The 15823-nt window shown below is 40.8% G+C and carries 17 protein-coding genes; 13 read left to right on the top strand and 4 right to left on the bottom strand.

Annotated features, from left to right (window positions below; genetic code table 11):
* Nucleotides 1–9: 9 nt before the first annotated feature.
* Nucleotides 10–1959: a putative pilus system protein FilF gene (filF, locus tag J502_RS12115; protein WP_034684269.1), complete on the top strand. Its 1950-nt coding sequence runs from the start codon at nucleotides 10–12 to the stop codon at nucleotides 1957–1959.
* Nucleotides 1960–2055: 96 nt separating this feature from the next.
* On the opposite strand, the gene J502_RS12110 is transcribed toward filF, so the two are convergent.
* On the bottom strand, nucleotides 2056–2604 hold the full coding sequence (locus tag J502_RS12110) for an NUDIX hydrolase (protein ID WP_005404874.1): 549 nt from the start codon (nucleotides 2602–2604) through the stop codon (nucleotides 2056–2058).
* Between the two features lie 130 nt (nucleotides 2605–2734).
* Between J502_RS12110 and J502_RS12105 the strand changes: the two genes are divergently transcribed.
* From J502_RS12105 to fghA, 7 genes are all read left to right on the top strand, one after another.
* Nucleotides 2735–3340, top strand: a complete 606-nt coding sequence (locus J502_RS12105) for a CoA pyrophosphatase (RefSeq protein ID WP_005018581.1) — start codon at nucleotides 2735–2737, stop codon at nucleotides 3338–3340.
* Between the two features lie 24 nt (nucleotides 3341–3364).
* Nucleotides 3365–3895 carry a gamma carbonic anhydrase family protein gene (locus J502_RS12100; RefSeq protein WP_034684268.1) on the top strand — a complete coding sequence of 177 codons (531 nt, stop codon included), beginning with the start codon at nucleotides 3365–3367 and terminating at the stop codon, nucleotides 3893–3895.
* Between the two features lie 135 nt (nucleotides 3896–4030).
* Nucleotides 4031–4696, top strand: a complete 666-nt coding sequence (gene tsaB / locus J502_RS12095; RefSeq protein WP_034684266.1) for a tRNA (adenosine(37)-N6)-threonylcarbamoyltransferase complex dimerization subunit type 1 TsaB — start codon at nucleotides 4031–4033, stop codon at nucleotides 4694–4696.
* A gap of 13 nt (nucleotides 4697–4709) precedes the next feature.
* Nucleotides 4710–5534 (top strand): undecaprenyl-diphosphate phosphatase, encoded by an 825-nt coding sequence (locus J502_RS12090; protein WP_005018595.1) that lies wholly within the window; start codon nucleotides 4710–4712, stop codon nucleotides 5532–5534.
* Between the two features lie 3 nt (nucleotides 5535–5537).
* Nucleotides 5538–6338 (top strand): class I SAM-dependent methyltransferase, encoded by an 801-nt coding sequence (locus tag J502_RS12085; protein ID WP_034684264.1) that lies wholly within the window; start codon nucleotides 5538–5540, stop codon nucleotides 6336–6338.
* A 128-nt stretch (nucleotides 6339–6466) separates the two neighbouring features.
* Nucleotides 6467–7894 (top strand): C13 family peptidase, encoded by a 1428-nt coding sequence (locus J502_RS12080; RefSeq protein ID WP_005404877.1) that lies wholly within the window; start codon nucleotides 6467–6469, stop codon nucleotides 7892–7894.
* Between the two features lie 13 nt (nucleotides 7895–7907).
* Nucleotides 7908–8747: an S-formylglutathione hydrolase gene (gene fghA / locus J502_RS12075; RefSeq protein WP_005406862.1), complete on the top strand. Its 840-nt coding sequence runs from the start codon at nucleotides 7908–7910 to the stop codon at nucleotides 8745–8747.
* A gap of 24 nt (nucleotides 8748–8771) precedes the next feature.
* Here the strand turns inward: fghA and J502_RS12070 are convergent, their stop codons facing one another.
* A complete protein-coding gene (locus tag J502_RS12070) occupies nucleotides 8772–9053 on the bottom strand; it encodes a DUF2218 domain-containing protein (RefSeq protein ID WP_005018600.1) in 282 nt (93 codons plus the stop codon).
* A gap of 172 nt (nucleotides 9054–9225) precedes the next feature.
* Here J502_RS12070 and rpe point away from each other — a divergent pair, with 172 nt between their 5' ends.
* From rpe to J502_RS12055, 3 genes are all read left to right on the top strand, one after another.
* Nucleotides 9226–9912 carry a ribulose-phosphate 3-epimerase gene (gene rpe / locus J502_RS12065; RefSeq protein ID WP_005027700.1) on the top strand — a complete coding sequence of 229 codons (687 nt, stop codon included), beginning with the start codon at nucleotides 9226–9228 and terminating at the stop codon, nucleotides 9910–9912.
* Between the two features lie 537 nt (nucleotides 9913–10449).
* Nucleotides 10450–10770 carry a DMT family transporter gene (locus tag J502_RS12060; protein ID WP_005018603.1) on the top strand — a complete coding sequence of 107 codons (321 nt, stop codon included), beginning with the start codon at nucleotides 10450–10452 and terminating at the stop codon, nucleotides 10768–10770.
* Between the two features lie 16 nt (nucleotides 10771–10786).
* A complete protein-coding gene (locus J502_RS12055; protein ID WP_005018605.1) occupies nucleotides 10787–11275 on the top strand; it encodes a methylated-DNA--[protein]-cysteine S-methyltransferase in 489 nt (162 codons plus the stop codon).
* Nucleotides 11276–11292: 17 nt separating this feature from the next.
* Here the strand turns inward: J502_RS12055 and J502_RS12050 are convergent, their stop codons facing one another.
* Nucleotides 11293–11856, bottom strand: coding sequence for a 3'-5' exonuclease (locus tag J502_RS12050; RefSeq protein ID WP_034684262.1), 564 nt, complete (start codon nucleotides 11854–11856; stop codon nucleotides 11293–11295).
* 126 nt (nucleotides 11857–11982) lie between these two features.
* Between J502_RS12050 and J502_RS12045 the strand changes: the two genes are divergently transcribed.
* Both J502_RS12045 and J502_RS12040 read left to right on the top strand, forming a co-directional pair.
* Nucleotides 11983–12609 (top strand): nuclease-related domain-containing protein, encoded by a 627-nt coding sequence (locus J502_RS12045; protein ID WP_034684260.1) that lies wholly within the window; start codon nucleotides 11983–11985, stop codon nucleotides 12607–12609.
* Nucleotides 12610–13059: 450 nt separating this feature from the next.
* Nucleotides 13060–15273: a TonB-dependent siderophore receptor gene (locus J502_RS12040; protein ID WP_034684258.1), complete on the top strand. Its 2214-nt coding sequence runs from the start codon at nucleotides 13060–13062 to the stop codon at nucleotides 15271–15273.
* A gap of 224 nt (nucleotides 15274–15497) precedes the next feature.
* Here J502_RS12040 and J502_RS16670 read toward each other — a convergent pair.
* The coding region (locus J502_RS16670) for an IS30 family transposase (RefSeq protein WP_034594144.1) at nucleotides 15498–15823 on the bottom strand (326 nt) is incomplete at its 5' end.

Below are 15823 nucleotides of genomic sequence, written 5' to 3'. Positions count from 1 at the left end.
GCATGAAGAATGAAAAATAAATATCTACTACCATTTACGATGACTGCATTAATGGCTGCATTGAGTGGCTGCGGTGGTGAAAGTGCAAATATTATCCCCGAAAAAGATACGATGACGTATGTCAATGGAACATGTAAAGCAAATGATAAAGGGTGTACTGAATTTATTTTAGATTATCCCGTTGATGGTCTGAATTTTACCTGTAGTAGTGACGCCAATAATACGTTTATAACTTTAATGGATTTTGCTAACTCTGTAGTTACAGGAACTTGCCGTACAGGCGATAAGGCAAAATTCTTTATGATGGGCAGTGATGACAGAAAAATTAGTCTGGGTGAAGTAGACCTCAATAAAATTAGCTCATCCGATACAATTGGTACGGTTCCTCGTTTGACCTTGCTTGATCTTGCTGCTGGAATAACCGGGCAAGATGCTAAAATGCTTCAGCAGAGTGATCCTACCGTGAAAGTTGCCTTAGAACTGGTTAAAATTATTCAGGCATTGGCACTCAAAGAACAAAGAATTGAAGTGCCTACGGATATCCAGGCACTTTATATTACAGATGCAGTAAGACAAAATCTGGAAAAAATTTCTACCTCAGTGACTGCCGAAGATATTGTCAGTAAAAGATATGTTGAATTGATTCGCCCATGGCTGGATGTTTCACAAATTACAGATCAAGATGCTTTTATTACACTAAATAAATTAGTCAATATTGCTAATTCTGCAGTTTACCAACCTGAATTTGCTGTCTTTCCAACAAATTTAATTGATCAAATAGCAAGTAATGCCGGCTCAGAAGGCATGGTAGGGTGTAATAAACCAGTTTGTGACTTAAATGATATTTCTATTAAACGTGCTTTAGGTCATTTTATGCTGATTACTGACCGGCAGGGTTACACTCTTGGGAGTGGCATTCAATGGAAAGGAAGTGTTACTAAAGCTACATCTGCAGTTATCGGTGCTAATCTGGAACTTATTACCTCTACCAGGCCAGTGAGAATCACTGCGGAATCACAGGATCACTGGATTAATCCACTTACTAAGAGAATAGATCAGCCTTTTACATTTAAAGTCAGTGAACAGAACTCTCAGGATTTACTCATTACTCAAGGTAAACTACTTAATAACAGTATTATGGCCGGGCAAGAAAAGTTCTATAAAAAAATTACCAGAAAAACAACGATTACAGAAGCAGATAAAAATGATTTAGGCCACTGGCAGCAGGAGGTAGCCGGTGAGTTATTTCAAGGACCTATGGACCTGTACAAAATCTACCATATTACTTATCTGGATAAAAAAGTCTTCAAGTCTATTAATAATAGCCGTGTAGGCGAAAATTATATTTTTCCACTTTATGCTGATCTGACCTTCAAGTTTAATGATACTTCGGTCAATAATATTAAACTGGGCATTGTAGTAGATGCCAATGGAGATATTCGAACTAATATCCGGCCAAATGCAACTGCATCAGATATGTCTACGGCTTTATGTAATTCAGATAGTATCAGCCCGGAATTAATAGATAATTATGGAGTGCAACAGTATCGTTTAGGAACCACGGCCCGCGTATTTACTAATGATAATTCTATTTCTGTACGCATGATTTTAGCCAATGATACTTTTAATAATATCAATGGTGCATTAGTGGGAATGAATGTCAAATTGCAGCTCGCAGAAAATGGTGAAATACTTTCTGTTGGGGGAGCAAGGATACAGCTTGGTGGACTATTAAACGGTAACAGGTCAATTCGCTTTACGGACTCTGCAGGAGAAGCTGTACAATGGGCCAATACATTAGCAAGCTTCCAGAATACCTTTAATAATGCAAACCAGAAAAAGACTGAAAATGATCCAACTAAAAAAGAAGTCACACAGGCTGATTTAAATCTGGCAAAGCTGGCGGGCGGAAAAATAGAAATGACTTTGCCAGACTGTTATCAGGTTAAAACTAAATAAAATTCTGACATTAAATGATTTGTATTTATATGAATCAAGTTCTATGAAAGACCAGAGTAATGTTAATTTGCTCTGGCCTTTTTATTATATTTTATATTAGCCGGTATGATCTATACGCGTACCAATAGTTTCAAGATGGGTAATAAAAGAATTATTTTTCCGGTCTTCAAAATAATGACGCAAAGTCCGCTCAACACTCGGAAAAGCTAATTCAGTCCAGGGAATTTCATGTTCATCAAAGAGACGACATTCAATACTTTCTTCACCCGCTCCAAATGTACCATCAATTAAGTTAGCTTTAAACAGCACATAGATCTGCCCGATTCGTGGAATATTATACATACAGTATAACTGTTCAATATGAATTTCGGCTTCAGCTTCTTCACGGGTTTCACGTGCTGCACCCTGTTCCATGGTTTCAAATAATTCCATATAGCCAGCTGGCAGTGTCCAGAGTCCGTAACGCGGTTCAATAGCACGGCGACAAAGCAGGACTTTATCTTCCCAAAGTGCTAAAGCTCCACAAATTACCTTCGGATTCTCATAATGTATATTTCCACATTGAACACAGACACGACGAATTTGATGATCGCCTAAAGGAATTTTTTCAGTTGTCTCATGCCCACAAATGATGCAGAAATTCATATACATTAACGCCAGGAGAGGTGGCATTCAGCATAACCGAAATTTTATGCTTTCGCATCATTTGTATGTCAAGCCTGACAATTTCAGCTATGATGAAAATAGAATAAAAGAGCGAAGATAAGGTAATGGCATGGATGATCATTCACTCATACAACTTCTGCAACAACGCTTGCGGTTTTCAAGACGTATACAGCCTGCCCATGCCGCAGTCCTGATTGCTATTACCAATGAGCCTGATCCGAAAGTGCTGCTAACACGCCGTTCTGCCTATCTGAACAGTCATGCAGGTGAAGTCTCGTTTCCAGGCGGGAAACGGGATGCGACAGATACCAGCAATATTGTGATTGCACTACGGGAAGCTCAGGAAGAAACTGGCCTTAACCCGTTTGAAGTAGAGCTGATAGGCGATTTACCTATGCATCGTGCGCGTAATGGTATGTTGGTTAAACCGGTAGTTGGACTTATTCCGGCCGGGTTGGAGCTCAATCCGCAGCCTTCTGAAATCGACCGGATTTTTTATGTTTCATTAGACGAACTGATGCATGCACCTCCTGTACCTTATGAGGTTCACTATGCGCATCAGTCATTATATTTTCCCAGTATGCGGATTAATAATGAAATTATTTGGGGCCTGACTGCCCGAATGTTAATTGCGCTGTTTAAATATGGCTTAAATTATAAAAAAGAATGGCCATTCTTGTTGAACTCGCCTACTTTTCAGGCTAGAAAATACTGACTAAAACAAACAGGGAATAGAAACATGTTATATAAATTTGAAGGGCACGCGCCTAAAGCTTTACAGCAGCCTTGGGATGGATGGGTAGCAGACAATGCCACAGTGATTGGTCAGGTTGAAATGGGGCAGCAGGTCAGCATCTGGTTTGGAGCGGTGATCCGTGCAGATAATTCTAAAATTCACCTTGGTGATTATACCAATGTGCAGGAAAATGCAGTATTACATACTGATGCCGGCATCGAGATGAATATCGGGCAATATGTTACGATTGGTCATCAAGCCATGCTGCATGGCTGTACCATTGGAGACAATACATTAATTGGAATTAATTCTGTAATTCTAAATAATGCAGTAATTGGTAAAAACTGTATTATTGGTGCTAACGCTTTGATCCCAGAAGGTAAAATTATTCCAGACAACTCAGTTGTCATGGGGTCGCCTGGAAAAGTCGTGAAACAGGTGGATGAGCAGGTTGCAGCACATATCCGTTTCAGCGCACTACATTATGCAGAACATTTTAAGCGGTTTACACACTTGGAAGAAGTTAAATTTTAACTGAATCTGAAAGACGAAAATTTAGCCAAGTATAGACTTGGCTTTTTTGTATTTGCTCTGTGAAATCCTCGCCACTGAAACATGAGTGGAGTATGATAGCCAACAATTTTTAACTGATTTTATTTAAGGTTGTGCATGAAATTGCTGGCATTGGAAACTGCCAACGAGCAGTGTTCCGTATCCATAGTAGATGACGCTCAGGAGCTGTTCTTTCAGCTGGATGAGCGTACTAAAGCACAGACACAAATGATACTACCTATGATTGAAAAGGGATTGCAGCGAACTTCACTGCAATTGGAGCAGTTATCCGCAATAGCGTTTAGCCGTGGACCAGGTTCATTCAGCGGCGTACGCATTAATGCTGCAGTCACCCAGGCACTGGCTTGGGCCAACGATTTGCCAGTCATTCCCGTATCAACCTTACAGGCACTGGCTCAGGCAGCCTATCGTCTGACGGGCCTCAAAGAAGTGAGTGCCGTACTGGATGCACGGATGCAGGAAGTTTATATAGGCAGTTTTCAGTTAGATGAGCAGCATATTATGCGGCCAGTTGCTGAGGAACAGCTACTTGATTATGAGACTGCCAGACAAGCTGTCCAGTTTCCACTGGTGGGTTCAGGTTCAGCCTTGGTTGATACAGCACAGGTAAAATACCAGCAGATTACGGCAACAGCCCAAGATATTGCAGCGATCGCACGAGTACAAGCATTAAAAGCCGAGTGGTTAAGTGCCGAGCAGGCTTTACCAGTCTACTTGCGTGACAATGCGTGGAAAAAAATACCAGAACAAGGTAAAGCATAATTAGGAATACGGTATGGATCTTTTACTGCTATTTAAAGCAGCCATCATGGGTATTGTTGAGGGAATCACTGAATTCCTTCCGATTTCAAGTACTGGACATTTGATTCTGGCCTCAGAGTTAATGGATTTCTGGACTAAAGAAAAAAGTGCAGTCTTTGTAATTGCCATCCAGATGGGGGCAATCGCGGCAGTGATTTATGAATACTGGTCGCGTCTATGGGGCGCTGCCACAGGTATGATCACGGGCGAAGAAAAAGGTCGTCGTCTGGGCTTTGGGCTGATTCTGGCCTCGATTCCAATTGTACTGGTGGGTCTGACGTTTGGTCAGCAGGTTAAAGAGCTTCTATTTAATGATGTGGCAGTAGCAATTGGTTTGATTGTTGGTGGCCTGATTATTATATGGGTAGAAAAGAATCCACCTAAAGTCAATGCACCTGAAGTTGAGAATATCAGTATCAAACAGGCAATCTGGATTGGCCTGATTCAGGTCTTGTCACTGATTCCGGGTACCTCGCGCTCAGGCGCAACAATTATTGGCGGCATGATGTTGGGTCTGTCACGTAAATCGGCAACCGAATTCTCTTTCTTTCTCGGTATTCCTGTCATTATCGGAGCTGGTCTTTTAGATCTGTATCAAAGTTATGATGTACTGGAAAGTAATTTTGACTGGTTGGTAATCGGCTGGGGAATTCTAGTTTCCTTTATTTCAGCATTGTTCCTGATTCGTGTTTTAGTCGCTTATGTGGCCAAGCGCGATTTCATGATCTTTGCCTGGTACCGGATCGCATCCGGATTACTGATCCTGCTATTTGCCTTTACTGGCTGGAGATTATGGTAAGCCATGCGCTTATTTTGTGAAGCTGAATATGAGGATCAAGCACAGCACTACGCTGCTGTGCTTGGTTCACGAGGTATAAATTTAGGTATAGAGACAGTTGAGAAAATCAATAGCCGTTTTTTACGCCTGAATCCGGAACTTGCTTTATGTACAGACGCGCAGGGTTTATGGCTATGTGCAAATGGCATGAAAATGCAACCAGACTGGAAAGCTGAAATTCCACGTTTAAAGCGTGCCAGTTTAAAGTCGGAAATGCTTGCCCGCGCCTGCCAACTGGGAGAAAAGCCGCAACTGATTGATGCCACTGCCGGTTTGGGGCATGATAGCTTGCTGATGGCCCATTTGGGTGCAGAAGTCACTTTAGTCGAGCGTCATCCCATTCTATTTACGCTGCTGGAAGAGAGTCTGGCTCAGGCACAAACTGATGCATTCCTGAACTCAGCCGCAGCAAGAATTAGACTGGTTTTTGCCGACTCTGCTGATTATTTGCGTCAGCAAACAGCTCGACAGCACAGGATAGACGTTGTTTATCTTGATCCGATGTTTCCACAGCGTGACCAGAATCAGCAGGACCATAAAAAACAGGCCCAAGTTAAAAAACAGATGCAGCTTTTACATATGCTGTTGCCTGAACAGGGAGAGATGGATTTGGGAGATGGACTTTTATCTCTTGCACAAGCAGTTGCAAAACGGGTCATAGTAAAACGGCCACGTCATGCAGGATTTCTAGCCGAACAAACACCTGATCATCAATGGTTAGGCGACGCCTGCCGCTTCGATGCCTACTTTTATCTGCCTGATTAAAACTATTTGGTAACAGCTTCAATATTAAGCAAAGTTTTGTTATATAGTTAGAAAGTGGCATTGCTAAATTCTATCTCAGGCCTAAACTGTTTAGGCCTTTAAAAAAATATCATTTTCCCAGACATCCTATGATTAACCTCAAACCATCGATTAATTTTTGGCATGATTTTCAAAGCAATCAGATTGCCGGGATGTGGTTATTTTTAGGTTCTCGTCGTGCACTGGCTGCTGTGCGGCCTTCAATCCTTCAGTTTATTGTCTGGGGCGTACTGGGAGGGCTGGCCAATACTTTATTTAGCTGGCTGACTGCTGGTGAAACTGGCGAGTTTAATTCGCAAGGACTGGTGAGTTATGCCTTATGGCCTTTTCTGGCCTTAATTGTCGGCATATTCCTGTCACAGCGTACCAATAATCCACGATTAATGCTGGTGCCAACTATCTTATGGCTGATTCTGGATACGCATATTGCGCTATTGCAAAGCCTGATTCAGTATCTGGGACAACTTGATTATTTACCTTATGCAATTTATGACTATTTGCCCATCCTGTTTATGGTGCTGTTTGTCTGGCAGAGTATGGCTGTGGTCTGGGTATTTGGTCGTGAACTAAAATGGCCGTGGTGGGAATTTGCCCTGATCATGCTGGCGACATTTATTACATTGGTCGTATGGCAGATGTCAGTTAAAGACCAGCCAATCTGGAAAGTAGAAAGTGTCCCGCCATCATTTTCTGAAGAGGCTTTCTATAAGCAGAGTCAAATACTGAATCGTACTCTGGAAGATGTGGAGTATGGTGAGTTTGCTCAAACGCACTGGTATTTCTTGGGTGTCGCTGGTGCTAGCTATCAGGATGTTTTTAAATCTGAAGTAAAACGGATTAGGGAACAGTTTGATACCCGTTTCGGAACATTCGGCCGTTCGGTAATGCTAATTAATAACCCACAAACCCGTACTGAAATACCTATTGCTTCTAGAACCAGCATTAATCTGGCGCTACGCCGTATCGGGCAGCAAATGAACCGTGAAAGTGATGTGCTATTTTTATATATGACTTCACACGGGCTGCAAAATCAGTTTGAAATTGAAAATGCGCCTTTAGAGCTGGATCAGGTTGATCCAAAATGGCTACGTGAAGCATTGGACCGTTCCGGTATCCGCTGGCGTGTAATTGTAATTTCTGCCTGCTATTCTGGCAGTTTTATACCTGCCTTGCAGTCTGCCAACACTTTAATTATCACAGCTTCTGCTGCTGACCGTGCTTCATTTGGCTGCTCCAATGAAGCTGACTATACTTATTTTGGGCGGGCTTTCTTTGATCAGGCTATGCGTGAACAGTCTTCCTTAAAAACGGCGTTTGAACAGGCACGCAGTACGGTAGCGACTTGGGAGAATGCTCAAGGTTTTGATCCTTCTGAGCCTCAGTGGGTCATCGGCAAAAATATGGAACTGATGTTGCCTCAACTGGAACAGCGCCTGTTCCCGGCTACCACAGCAAATCAGCCTAATTTATCATTAGCTGTATCCCAGTCTGCTCAGCTCGAAAGGGCAGGAAAATAAAAGGAATAAGAATATGGAACTATTGCAGACCAATCGTTGCTTTGATGGTGAACAGCGTATTTATCAGTGGACTTCAAAATATCTGAAGGGTGAGAGCCGTTTTAGTATTTTTTTGCCACCTCAGGCGCTGCTGGATGAACCCTGCACCACTTTATTTTATCTGGCAGGCTTAACCTGTACCGAAGAAACCTTTGCAATTAAAGCCCACGCCCAGCGACTTGCTGCCCAGCTCGGACTAATTCTGGTCTCTCCTGATACTTCGCCAAGAGGGGAAAATGTTGCCCAGGGAGACAGTTGGGACTTAGGCCAAGGCGCTGGTTTTTATATTAATGCCTGTGCAGAGCCATGGTCTGAACATTACCAGATGGAAAGTTATGTGACAGATGAGCTTTATCCGGCAATTCTGAAAAACTTTCCAGTGCAGACCGATAAAGTCGGGATATTCGGACATTCTATGGGTGGCCATGGTGCCTTGACGCTAGCATTTAAATATCCGGAAAAGTTTAAATCGGTATCCGCATTTGCACCAATCTGCGCACCGAGTCAGTGTCCGTGGGGAGAAAAAGCATTTCGACATTACTTGGGTGAAGACCGCCAGCAGTGGACTAAACACGACGCTGTACAGTTGATGACACAAAAAGGTACCTTATTTCCTGAAATCCTGATTGATCAGGGGCTGGATGACCAATTCTATGACCAGCTCCATCCTGAACTGTTTGCACAGGCCTGCAAACAGGCAAGCCAGCCACTACGCTTGCGCCAGCATACTGGCTATGATCATGGTTACTACTTTATTCAAAGCTTTATGGATGATCACTTACAGTTTCATGCCATCCAGCTGGAAGAGAAATAAGCTTGAATGATACAGAGCATACTTCTAGTATGCTCGCCATTGTGCCTGAAATTCCTGTTGTGCCATACGATTCAAGTGATCAATAACGACTTTTTCCAGGCGTTGATGCTCATCTTCGGCACGTTGACTTTCTACCTGAACAGCTAACTGTTCAGTTTCAGGGGTTAAAATGACTTTTGCATCTGGCATAACAATTGTAAAAGCTGTGCCATGCTCTTCAATTTCAAACTTGTGTTTCCAGTGATTTACCAGACGTTTAGCTATACGACCAGCATCTTGAGTATCAATTTCTGTGCGACTATTCATGTTGCTTCTCATTCTCAATAAAAAGCATACTGTAGCAGAGTTTTACTCAAAGTACTTCCTCAAAATTTTAAGACCTATTTCAACAGGGATTGCATTTATGCTTTAGTGCCCAGTAATCAGGAGCTTTTTGCTATAATAATACAATAGTCAATTTCTCAAGCCAGGTCCTCCGATGTCCAAGCCCTATCTAATTGCACCTTCAATTTTATCTGCAGATTTTGCCCGTCTCGGTGAAGATGTGGAAAAAGTATTGGCAGCCGGTGCTGATGTAGTTCATTTCGATGTAATGGATAATCATTATGTGCCTAATCTTACTTTTGGGGCGGGTGTATGCAAGGCGCTCAAAAAATATGGTATTCAGGCACCCATTGATGTACATCTGATGGTTTCACCAGTTGATCGCACAATCGGTGACTTTCTGGACGCAGGGGCGGACATTATTACCTTTCATCCAGAAGCATCTGACCATATTGACCGCTCTTTACAACTGATCAAATCTGGCGGAGCGCAAGCTGGGCTGGTGTTTAACCCGGCAACTCCATTGCATTATCTGGACTATGTACTGGATAAGGTAGACCAGATTCTGTTGATGAGTGTAAACCCAGGGTTCGGCGGCCAGAAATTTATTCCAATGACTTTAGAAAAACTACGTCAGGTACGCAAGATTATTGACGCAAGTGGCCGTGATATCCGTTTAGAGGTAGATGGTGGCGTAGGACCTGCCAATATTCGTGAAATTGCTGAAGCAGGTGCAGATATGTTTGTAGCAGGTTCAGCCATTTTTGGAAAACCAGATTATAAAAATGTCATTGATGAGATGCGGGCTGAACTGAATAAAGTAGGCAGTGTAGAAGTTTAAGCTATTTTAAATAACTCGATAAGGTCTGTGGATAACTTTGTTTATAACTCTATGGATATCCTTGTTGATAACGCTAGGGATAACTTGGGTAAACTATAAACAATTAACTATCAATTGCTTATTAATTAGACAAAAAAAGTATAAAAAGGATTCAAATGAATCCTTTTTTATTGACTTAATCACTCTAAAAGCAAGTATTTTTATTAGCCAATGCCTAAAATTTGAACTGACCAATTTATAGCTACAGCCTGTAGAACAAGGTTTTTTTAAAGTTATATACTTATCTAGAAGTGAAGTTTGGCTTTTGTGCATAACTTTATAAATTTTTCCCCATCTGCTGTAACACTATTTTTAGGGTTTACTTAAAGCTCAAGAGATTTTAAATTTAAATGAATGGAATCTGAGCAAAAGATACCTTCGTATTGAGCTACTGTTTATCTGGACAAGCTCAGTTAAAATAATCAAAGTTTCAGGAGGAACGGCCTCCCCATAGTGGAAAAATTGTCAGGACGGCCTGACGAGAAAGGAAAAGACCGGATGGCATGGTTACTATTACTCTTAGCAGGTCTTTTTGAAGTAGTTTGGGCTTACTCAATGAAGCTTTCAGAAGGCTTTACTCGCTTAGGCCCAAGCGTAATTACGATTGTTTTTATGATACTGAGTGTAGTGCTGCTCTCTATTTCGATGCGGACTTTACCTCTAGGTACAGCTTATACTGTCTGGACAGGAATAGGCGCAATTGGTTCTTTTTTACTGGGGATTTTTATTTTAAATGAACCGGCAGGAGCAATGCGAATGCTGGCAGCAGTACTGATTGTATCTGGATTGGTTCTCATGAAATTATCTTCAAGCAATTAGAGGCAGGTAAAAAAATATGAAACTTGCAATGCAGTATATGGATTCTCCAGTGGGCCGTTTAAGGCTGATCGCAAACGAGAAAGCACTGGTAGCCGTTCTTTGGGAAAATGAGCAACCTAAACGTATTCAGCTGGCAGAACTGGTGGTTGAGCCGGAGCATCCGGTTTTGCTTCAGGTACGCCAGCAGCTTGAAGAATACTTTGAGGGAAACCGGCAGCGATTTGACATACCGCTAGACTTTGCCGGAACAGAGTTTCAGAAACTGGTCTGGACCGAACTGTTAAAAATTCCTTATGGACAGACTCGTAGTTATGGGCAGATTGCTCAAGCGATTGGTCGACCTAAGGCGATGCGCGCCGTAGGTGCTGCAAATGGTCGTAATCCGATTTCAATAATTGCACCTTGTCATCGGGTAATAGGAGCTAGTGGTGCATTAACTGGTTTTGCGGGTGGACTGGATAATAAAACAATTCTGCTGAACCTGGAAAAGAATATCCAGCTTTAAGGCGTTGATTTGCTGAGTTAGCCAAGCGGACGGTTCATCTTTAACTGCTGACCCCGTATTAGCCTAAAAAGCTCTGCCTGATATAAAGCATCATCTAGAGCATTGTGATTTTTACTTAACTTTGGATGTAATAGCCGGTCCATATGCCGTGAACTGGTTTCTGACCATTTACAGTGCTGGGCAGCCATAAAATAAGACTTAATATCCAGCGCGCTGATTCCAAATGGATTATGCCCTAAAAATGCCCAGAAATAATAGTTAATAAACGACCAGTCAAAACCGGCATTTAAACCTACAAAGACCAGTCGTTGATCTCTTACAAGTGAGCTAAGCCACTGATCAAACATTTGCATAGCCTGAACTGGTTCCAGACCGGTTTGCTGTAAGCTCTCTAATGAAAGTCCACAGACATTTAATGCTTCCGGTATTGCATTACTATTTAATGGCTTGATTTCACATTGAAAGTTCTGTTCAGGATGACCAATATTACATGCGCCAATAGAAAGCAGGCTATAAATACCAGGTATAGGGCCAGACGCTTCAATGTCGACTGAAATATAAAGTTCTGATCTCTGAGCCAATATAATTTATTTCCTTGAACACTGCATATTAAATCATAATAGCGCTAAATGAGTTTGAAAAGCTTGATAGAACCTTGAATTCTACTTCATAACATATTTATAGCTAAACAACTGGGGATAAGGAAAATGTTATTTAATTTTATAATTATAGTGGCTGTAATCGGCCTGATTGCTTGGATTTCTTCTCCTAAATTTAAAGGCAAACTGGGCGAATTCACAGTGAGGGTACATGCTAAAGAATACTTGAGTGAAGAGTATATTATGCTAAATGATTGCACGCTACCTGATGAACAGACCGGTACTACTCAAATTGATCATATTCTGTTAAGTCCCTATGGTATATTTATTATAGAAACTAAAAATTATCAAGGATGGATCTTTGGCGGAGAACGCCAGAAACATTGGACACAGAAAATATATAAAAAATCTTTTAAGTTTCAAAATCCGTTATATCAGAACTACAAACACATTAAGGTATTGGAATCAGTGCTTAAAGATGTAGTTGAGCCTGAGTATTTGCATTCAATTATAGTTTTTACCCCCCAGAGTACTTTCAAGACGCCCATGCCAGCTAATGTATTACAGGGAAAAGCATGGACAGATTACGTCAAACAGTTTCAGCAGGCTGTGATTCCGGCAATGAAACTCAAACGCATTAAATATCGTCTAGAAAAAGAAATACTAGAAAAGGGCTGGAAAACTGACCGGCTACATATCGAAAATCTTAAGCAAAAACAGGAAGAGCAGAACTGAACCTGTGCAAAAATAAATAACTGATAAAAATAGTCAAACACTGGATTGAGTAAAATTATAAAAATTAAAATCTGATGAATCTTTTATAAATTTATACCGCTTTCTAATAGGAAAAAGAGAAGCTAATAATTTGTTTAAATTAAATTTTTAGAAATGATTTTAATATCTGAACAATTATATTCAAAATCCAAAAATAAGATAATGATGATAAAAATGATAATTAGTATCATTAAGGTATGCTTCATGTTAAGATTCTGCCGCGATTGAATTGATATACCTTGCTTTAAAAAATTGACTTTAGTGGACTTTGAAAGAAGAACCGTACTATGCAAGGCTAAGGCGAGTTGCAGCCAGTGCCCTATAAAAGTCTAACCTTAATAAAAAGATGAGGGAGACTATATCAATTCATTAAGGGAATTATTGACGACAACTATTTTTGGCTTAACTCGTATGTCTAGACCATTAAACTCTACGCCTAAATCTTTATTTTTGGCAGTACGGACTATTCTGTTTGCTTCCACTGCCTTACTGATACAAACTACCTTTGCAGCAGAAGCGGATCAGAAAAATGAAACAAGTCATTCTGATAATGTACAGCAGCTTCAAACCATTACTTTAACAGCAGAGCAGCCACAGGCAGTCACAGAAAACTCCGGAAGCTATACGGCTAAAAGTGCAAGTACAGCGACCAAGCTGGATCTATCTTTACGAGACACGCCACAGACAGTTAAGGTCTATACACGGGCCTATCTGGATGACCGGAATATTGAGTCTTTTCAGGAACTCATGAGCCATATTACGGGAGTAACAGCTTCACGTACCGATGAACGCCAGAGTTATTATGCACGTGGTTTCCAGGTCGATTATTATCTGGTCGATGGCTTGCCAAGTACCTTAACACTGGCTGAAGGTGATCCGGATTTAAGTATTTATGACCGGGTAGAGGTAGTTAAAGGGGCAAATGGTTTAATGACGGGAGCTGGAAATCCGGCAATCGGGCTTAATCTGATCCGCAAACATGCTAATGCAAAAGAACTGACAGGTAACCTGACTGCATCAGCCGGTTCATGGGATAGCTACTCTAGCTCGGCAGATTTTTCAAATGCTTTAAATGAAGACGGTTCATTACGCGGTCGGGTCTTTGTGAAACATTTACAAGAAAATTCCTTTATGGATTTTTATTCAAAAGAGCGCAATATTGCTTATGGAGCACTGGACTACGATCTGTCCGATCGGACCAGTTTATCGTTTGCCGCCATGTACCAGCAATTAGAACGTGATGGAATTCGCTGGGGAGGGCTACCGGCCTTTTATAATGATGGTACCCGAACCAAATTTGACCGCTCCCTAACCGTCAGTTCAGACTGGACCTATTGGGATGTCGACTCAAAGGCCATATTTGCCTCACTCCAACATAACCTGTTTAATGATGTCGATTTACATATAGGTTATTCTTATCGTCGGGATGACAAAGATACAGCTCTGCTTTATGTCGATGGTAATGTAGATAAAGACACCCAAAAAAGTTTGGGGGCTATTTCTGTTTATTCCTCTGAACAGAGAAATGATGAAAATAATGTCGATATTTATATTACTGCGCCGTTTACTTGGGCTGGACGCCAGCAGGAAATTGTAACTGGTGCTTCATGGAACCAGAATGAGCTTCTTACCAATAAATATGGAACGATTCAGGGAAAAAAAGAAGGTACAAATGATCTGGACATCAATACCCCTAATGAGCTGGATTTTTCCAATATGAATACGGAGTTGCTGACTCCGATTACTAACCCGAAAAGACTGGCATTAAACAAGACTACTCAAAGCGGTGTTTATATTGCTGGTAAATTTCATGTGCTTGACCCTCTTAAAGTTGTGACAGGGGTACGGCTGTCAAACTGGGAATTTGAATCAAGTGATGGCAAGGGAACGCGTAAATTCGACAATCAGGTTACTCCTTATGTCGGAGTCATATATGACTTTGCAGCAGATCATTCGTGGTATGCCAGTTATACCGATATTTTTAAATCGGAAAACCGTCGTGATATAGATGGTGGTTATTTAGACCCGGCTATTGGTAAAAACTATGAAACGGGTATTAAAAGTGAATTTTTTGATGGCCGTTTAAATACAGCTTTATCTGTCTTTAGAATAGAGCAAGATAACTTTGCCGAGAAAATTACAGATGGATATGTAATTGTTAATGGCGTTAAGACCTCTGAACAGGCTTACCGAAGTATTGATGGAGTCGTCAGTAAAGGGGTAGAGCTAGAGGTTGATGGCGAAATTAATGATCAATGGAGTCTTAACTTTGGTATCGCCAACTTTGAAGCACGAGATGCTAAAGGTGAGAAGGTAAATCCCAATAATTCCCGTACTACCTCAAATCTGTTTGTTAAATATAGCCAAGATAAATGGAGTGCTGGAGCAGGAGTGGATTATCGGAGTAAAACTTATTCATTAACAAAAAAGGATAACTGGCGAATTGACCAAGGTAATATCTGGTTGGCAAGTCTTATGCTGGGTTATCAGGTTGACCCGAATATCAAGGTTCAGCTCAATGTCGATAACTTATTTGATAAAGTTTATTATGAAGGGATCGGCGAGAGCAGTATGAATTATGGTGCGCCACGTAACGCAACACTAAGCTTGCGTTATAAATTCTAACCAGACTTTTGTCTGAAGATTAAAAATATTCAAAAGACAAGTAAAAGGGGGCAATCAGCCCTTTTTTATTGTATATATAATAGATATATATTTAATACTCATAAATAAGAATTTTCTTTTAAAGTGAAATATTAGAAGAACTAACTATATTTAAATTTTTATTAATTTTAAATTATAGTTTAGAGATATTTTAAAAAAATAATAGAATAAATAAGGTGGCGAATTCAAACATGAGGTGCGACAGTTTGAAAAGTCTTATGATAATCAACAAGCTGAGCAAATTTCTCTAATGGTGTAAGCCAATCTAACGCTTTTCTAGGACGAGTATTCAGTGACATGGCAACTTGATTTAAATAATGCTGATCTGCCTGATTTAAATCAATCCCTTTAGGTAAATATTGCCTAATTAAACCATTCATATTTTCGCATGTGCCTTTTTGCCAGGGTGAATGTGGGTCACAGAAATATACATCTATGCCTAAATCTTCTTCAAGTATTTTATGTTCTGCCATCTCGCGTCCACGGTCATAGGTCAACGTTTTACGCAGTT

It is taken from the genome of Acinetobacter sp. 1294596 (assembly GCF_000582925.1).
Classification (GTDB): Bacteria; Pseudomonadota; Gammaproteobacteria; order Pseudomonadales; family Moraxellaceae; genus Acinetobacter; species Acinetobacter radioresistens.
This window is presented reverse-complemented; position numbering and strand designations above follow the sequence as displayed.

Bases quoted from the DNA above. Each gene is read 5' to 3' on its own strand.
- filF (WP_034684269.1), top strand. From the start codon at position 10: ATGAAAAATAAATATCTACTACCATTTACGATGACTGCATTAATGGCT.
- J502_RS12110 (WP_005404874.1), bottom strand. From the start codon at position 2,604: ATGAATTTCTGCATCATTTGTGGGCATGAGACAACTGAAAAAATTCCT.
- J502_RS12105 (WP_005018581.1), top strand. From the start codon at position 2,735: ATGGATGATCATTCACTCATACAACTTCTGCAACAACGCTTGCGGTTT.
- J502_RS12100 (WP_034684268.1), top strand. From the start codon at position 3,365: ATGTTATATAAATTTGAAGGGCACGCGCCTAAAGCTTTACAGCAGCCT.
- tsaB (WP_034684266.1), top strand. From the start codon at position 4,031: ATGAAATTGCTGGCATTGGAAACTGCCAACGAGCAGTGTTCCGTATCC.
- J502_RS12090 (WP_005018595.1), top strand. From the start codon at position 4,710: ATGGATCTTTTACTGCTATTTAAAGCAGCCATCATGGGTATTGTTGAG.
- J502_RS12085 (WP_034684264.1), top strand. From the start codon at position 5,538: ATGCGCTTATTTTGTGAAGCTGAATATGAGGATCAAGCACAGCACTAC.
- J502_RS12080 (WP_005404877.1), top strand. From the start codon at position 6,467: ATGATTAACCTCAAACCATCGATTAATTTTTGGCATGATTTTCAAAGC.
- fghA (WP_005406862.1), top strand. From the start codon at position 7,908: ATGGAACTATTGCAGACCAATCGTTGCTTTGATGGTGAACAGCGTATT.
- J502_RS12070 (WP_005018600.1), bottom strand. From the start codon at position 9,053: ATGAATAGTCGCACAGAAATTGATACTCAAGATGCTGGTCGTATAGCT.
- rpe (WP_005027700.1), top strand. From the start codon at position 9,226: ATGTCCAAGCCCTATCTAATTGCACCTTCAATTTTATCTGCAGATTTT.
- J502_RS12060 (WP_005018603.1), top strand. From the start codon at position 10,450: ATGGCATGGTTACTATTACTCTTAGCAGGTCTTTTTGAAGTAGTTTGG.
- J502_RS12055 (WP_005018605.1), top strand. From the start codon at position 10,787: ATGAAACTTGCAATGCAGTATATGGATTCTCCAGTGGGCCGTTTAAGG.
- J502_RS12045 (WP_034684260.1), top strand. From the start codon at position 11,983: ATGTTATTTAATTTTATAATTATAGTGGCTGTAATCGGCCTGATTGCT.
- J502_RS12040 (WP_034684258.1), top strand. From the start codon at position 13,060: ATGTCTAGACCATTAAACTCTACGCCTAAATCTTTATTTTTGGCAGTA.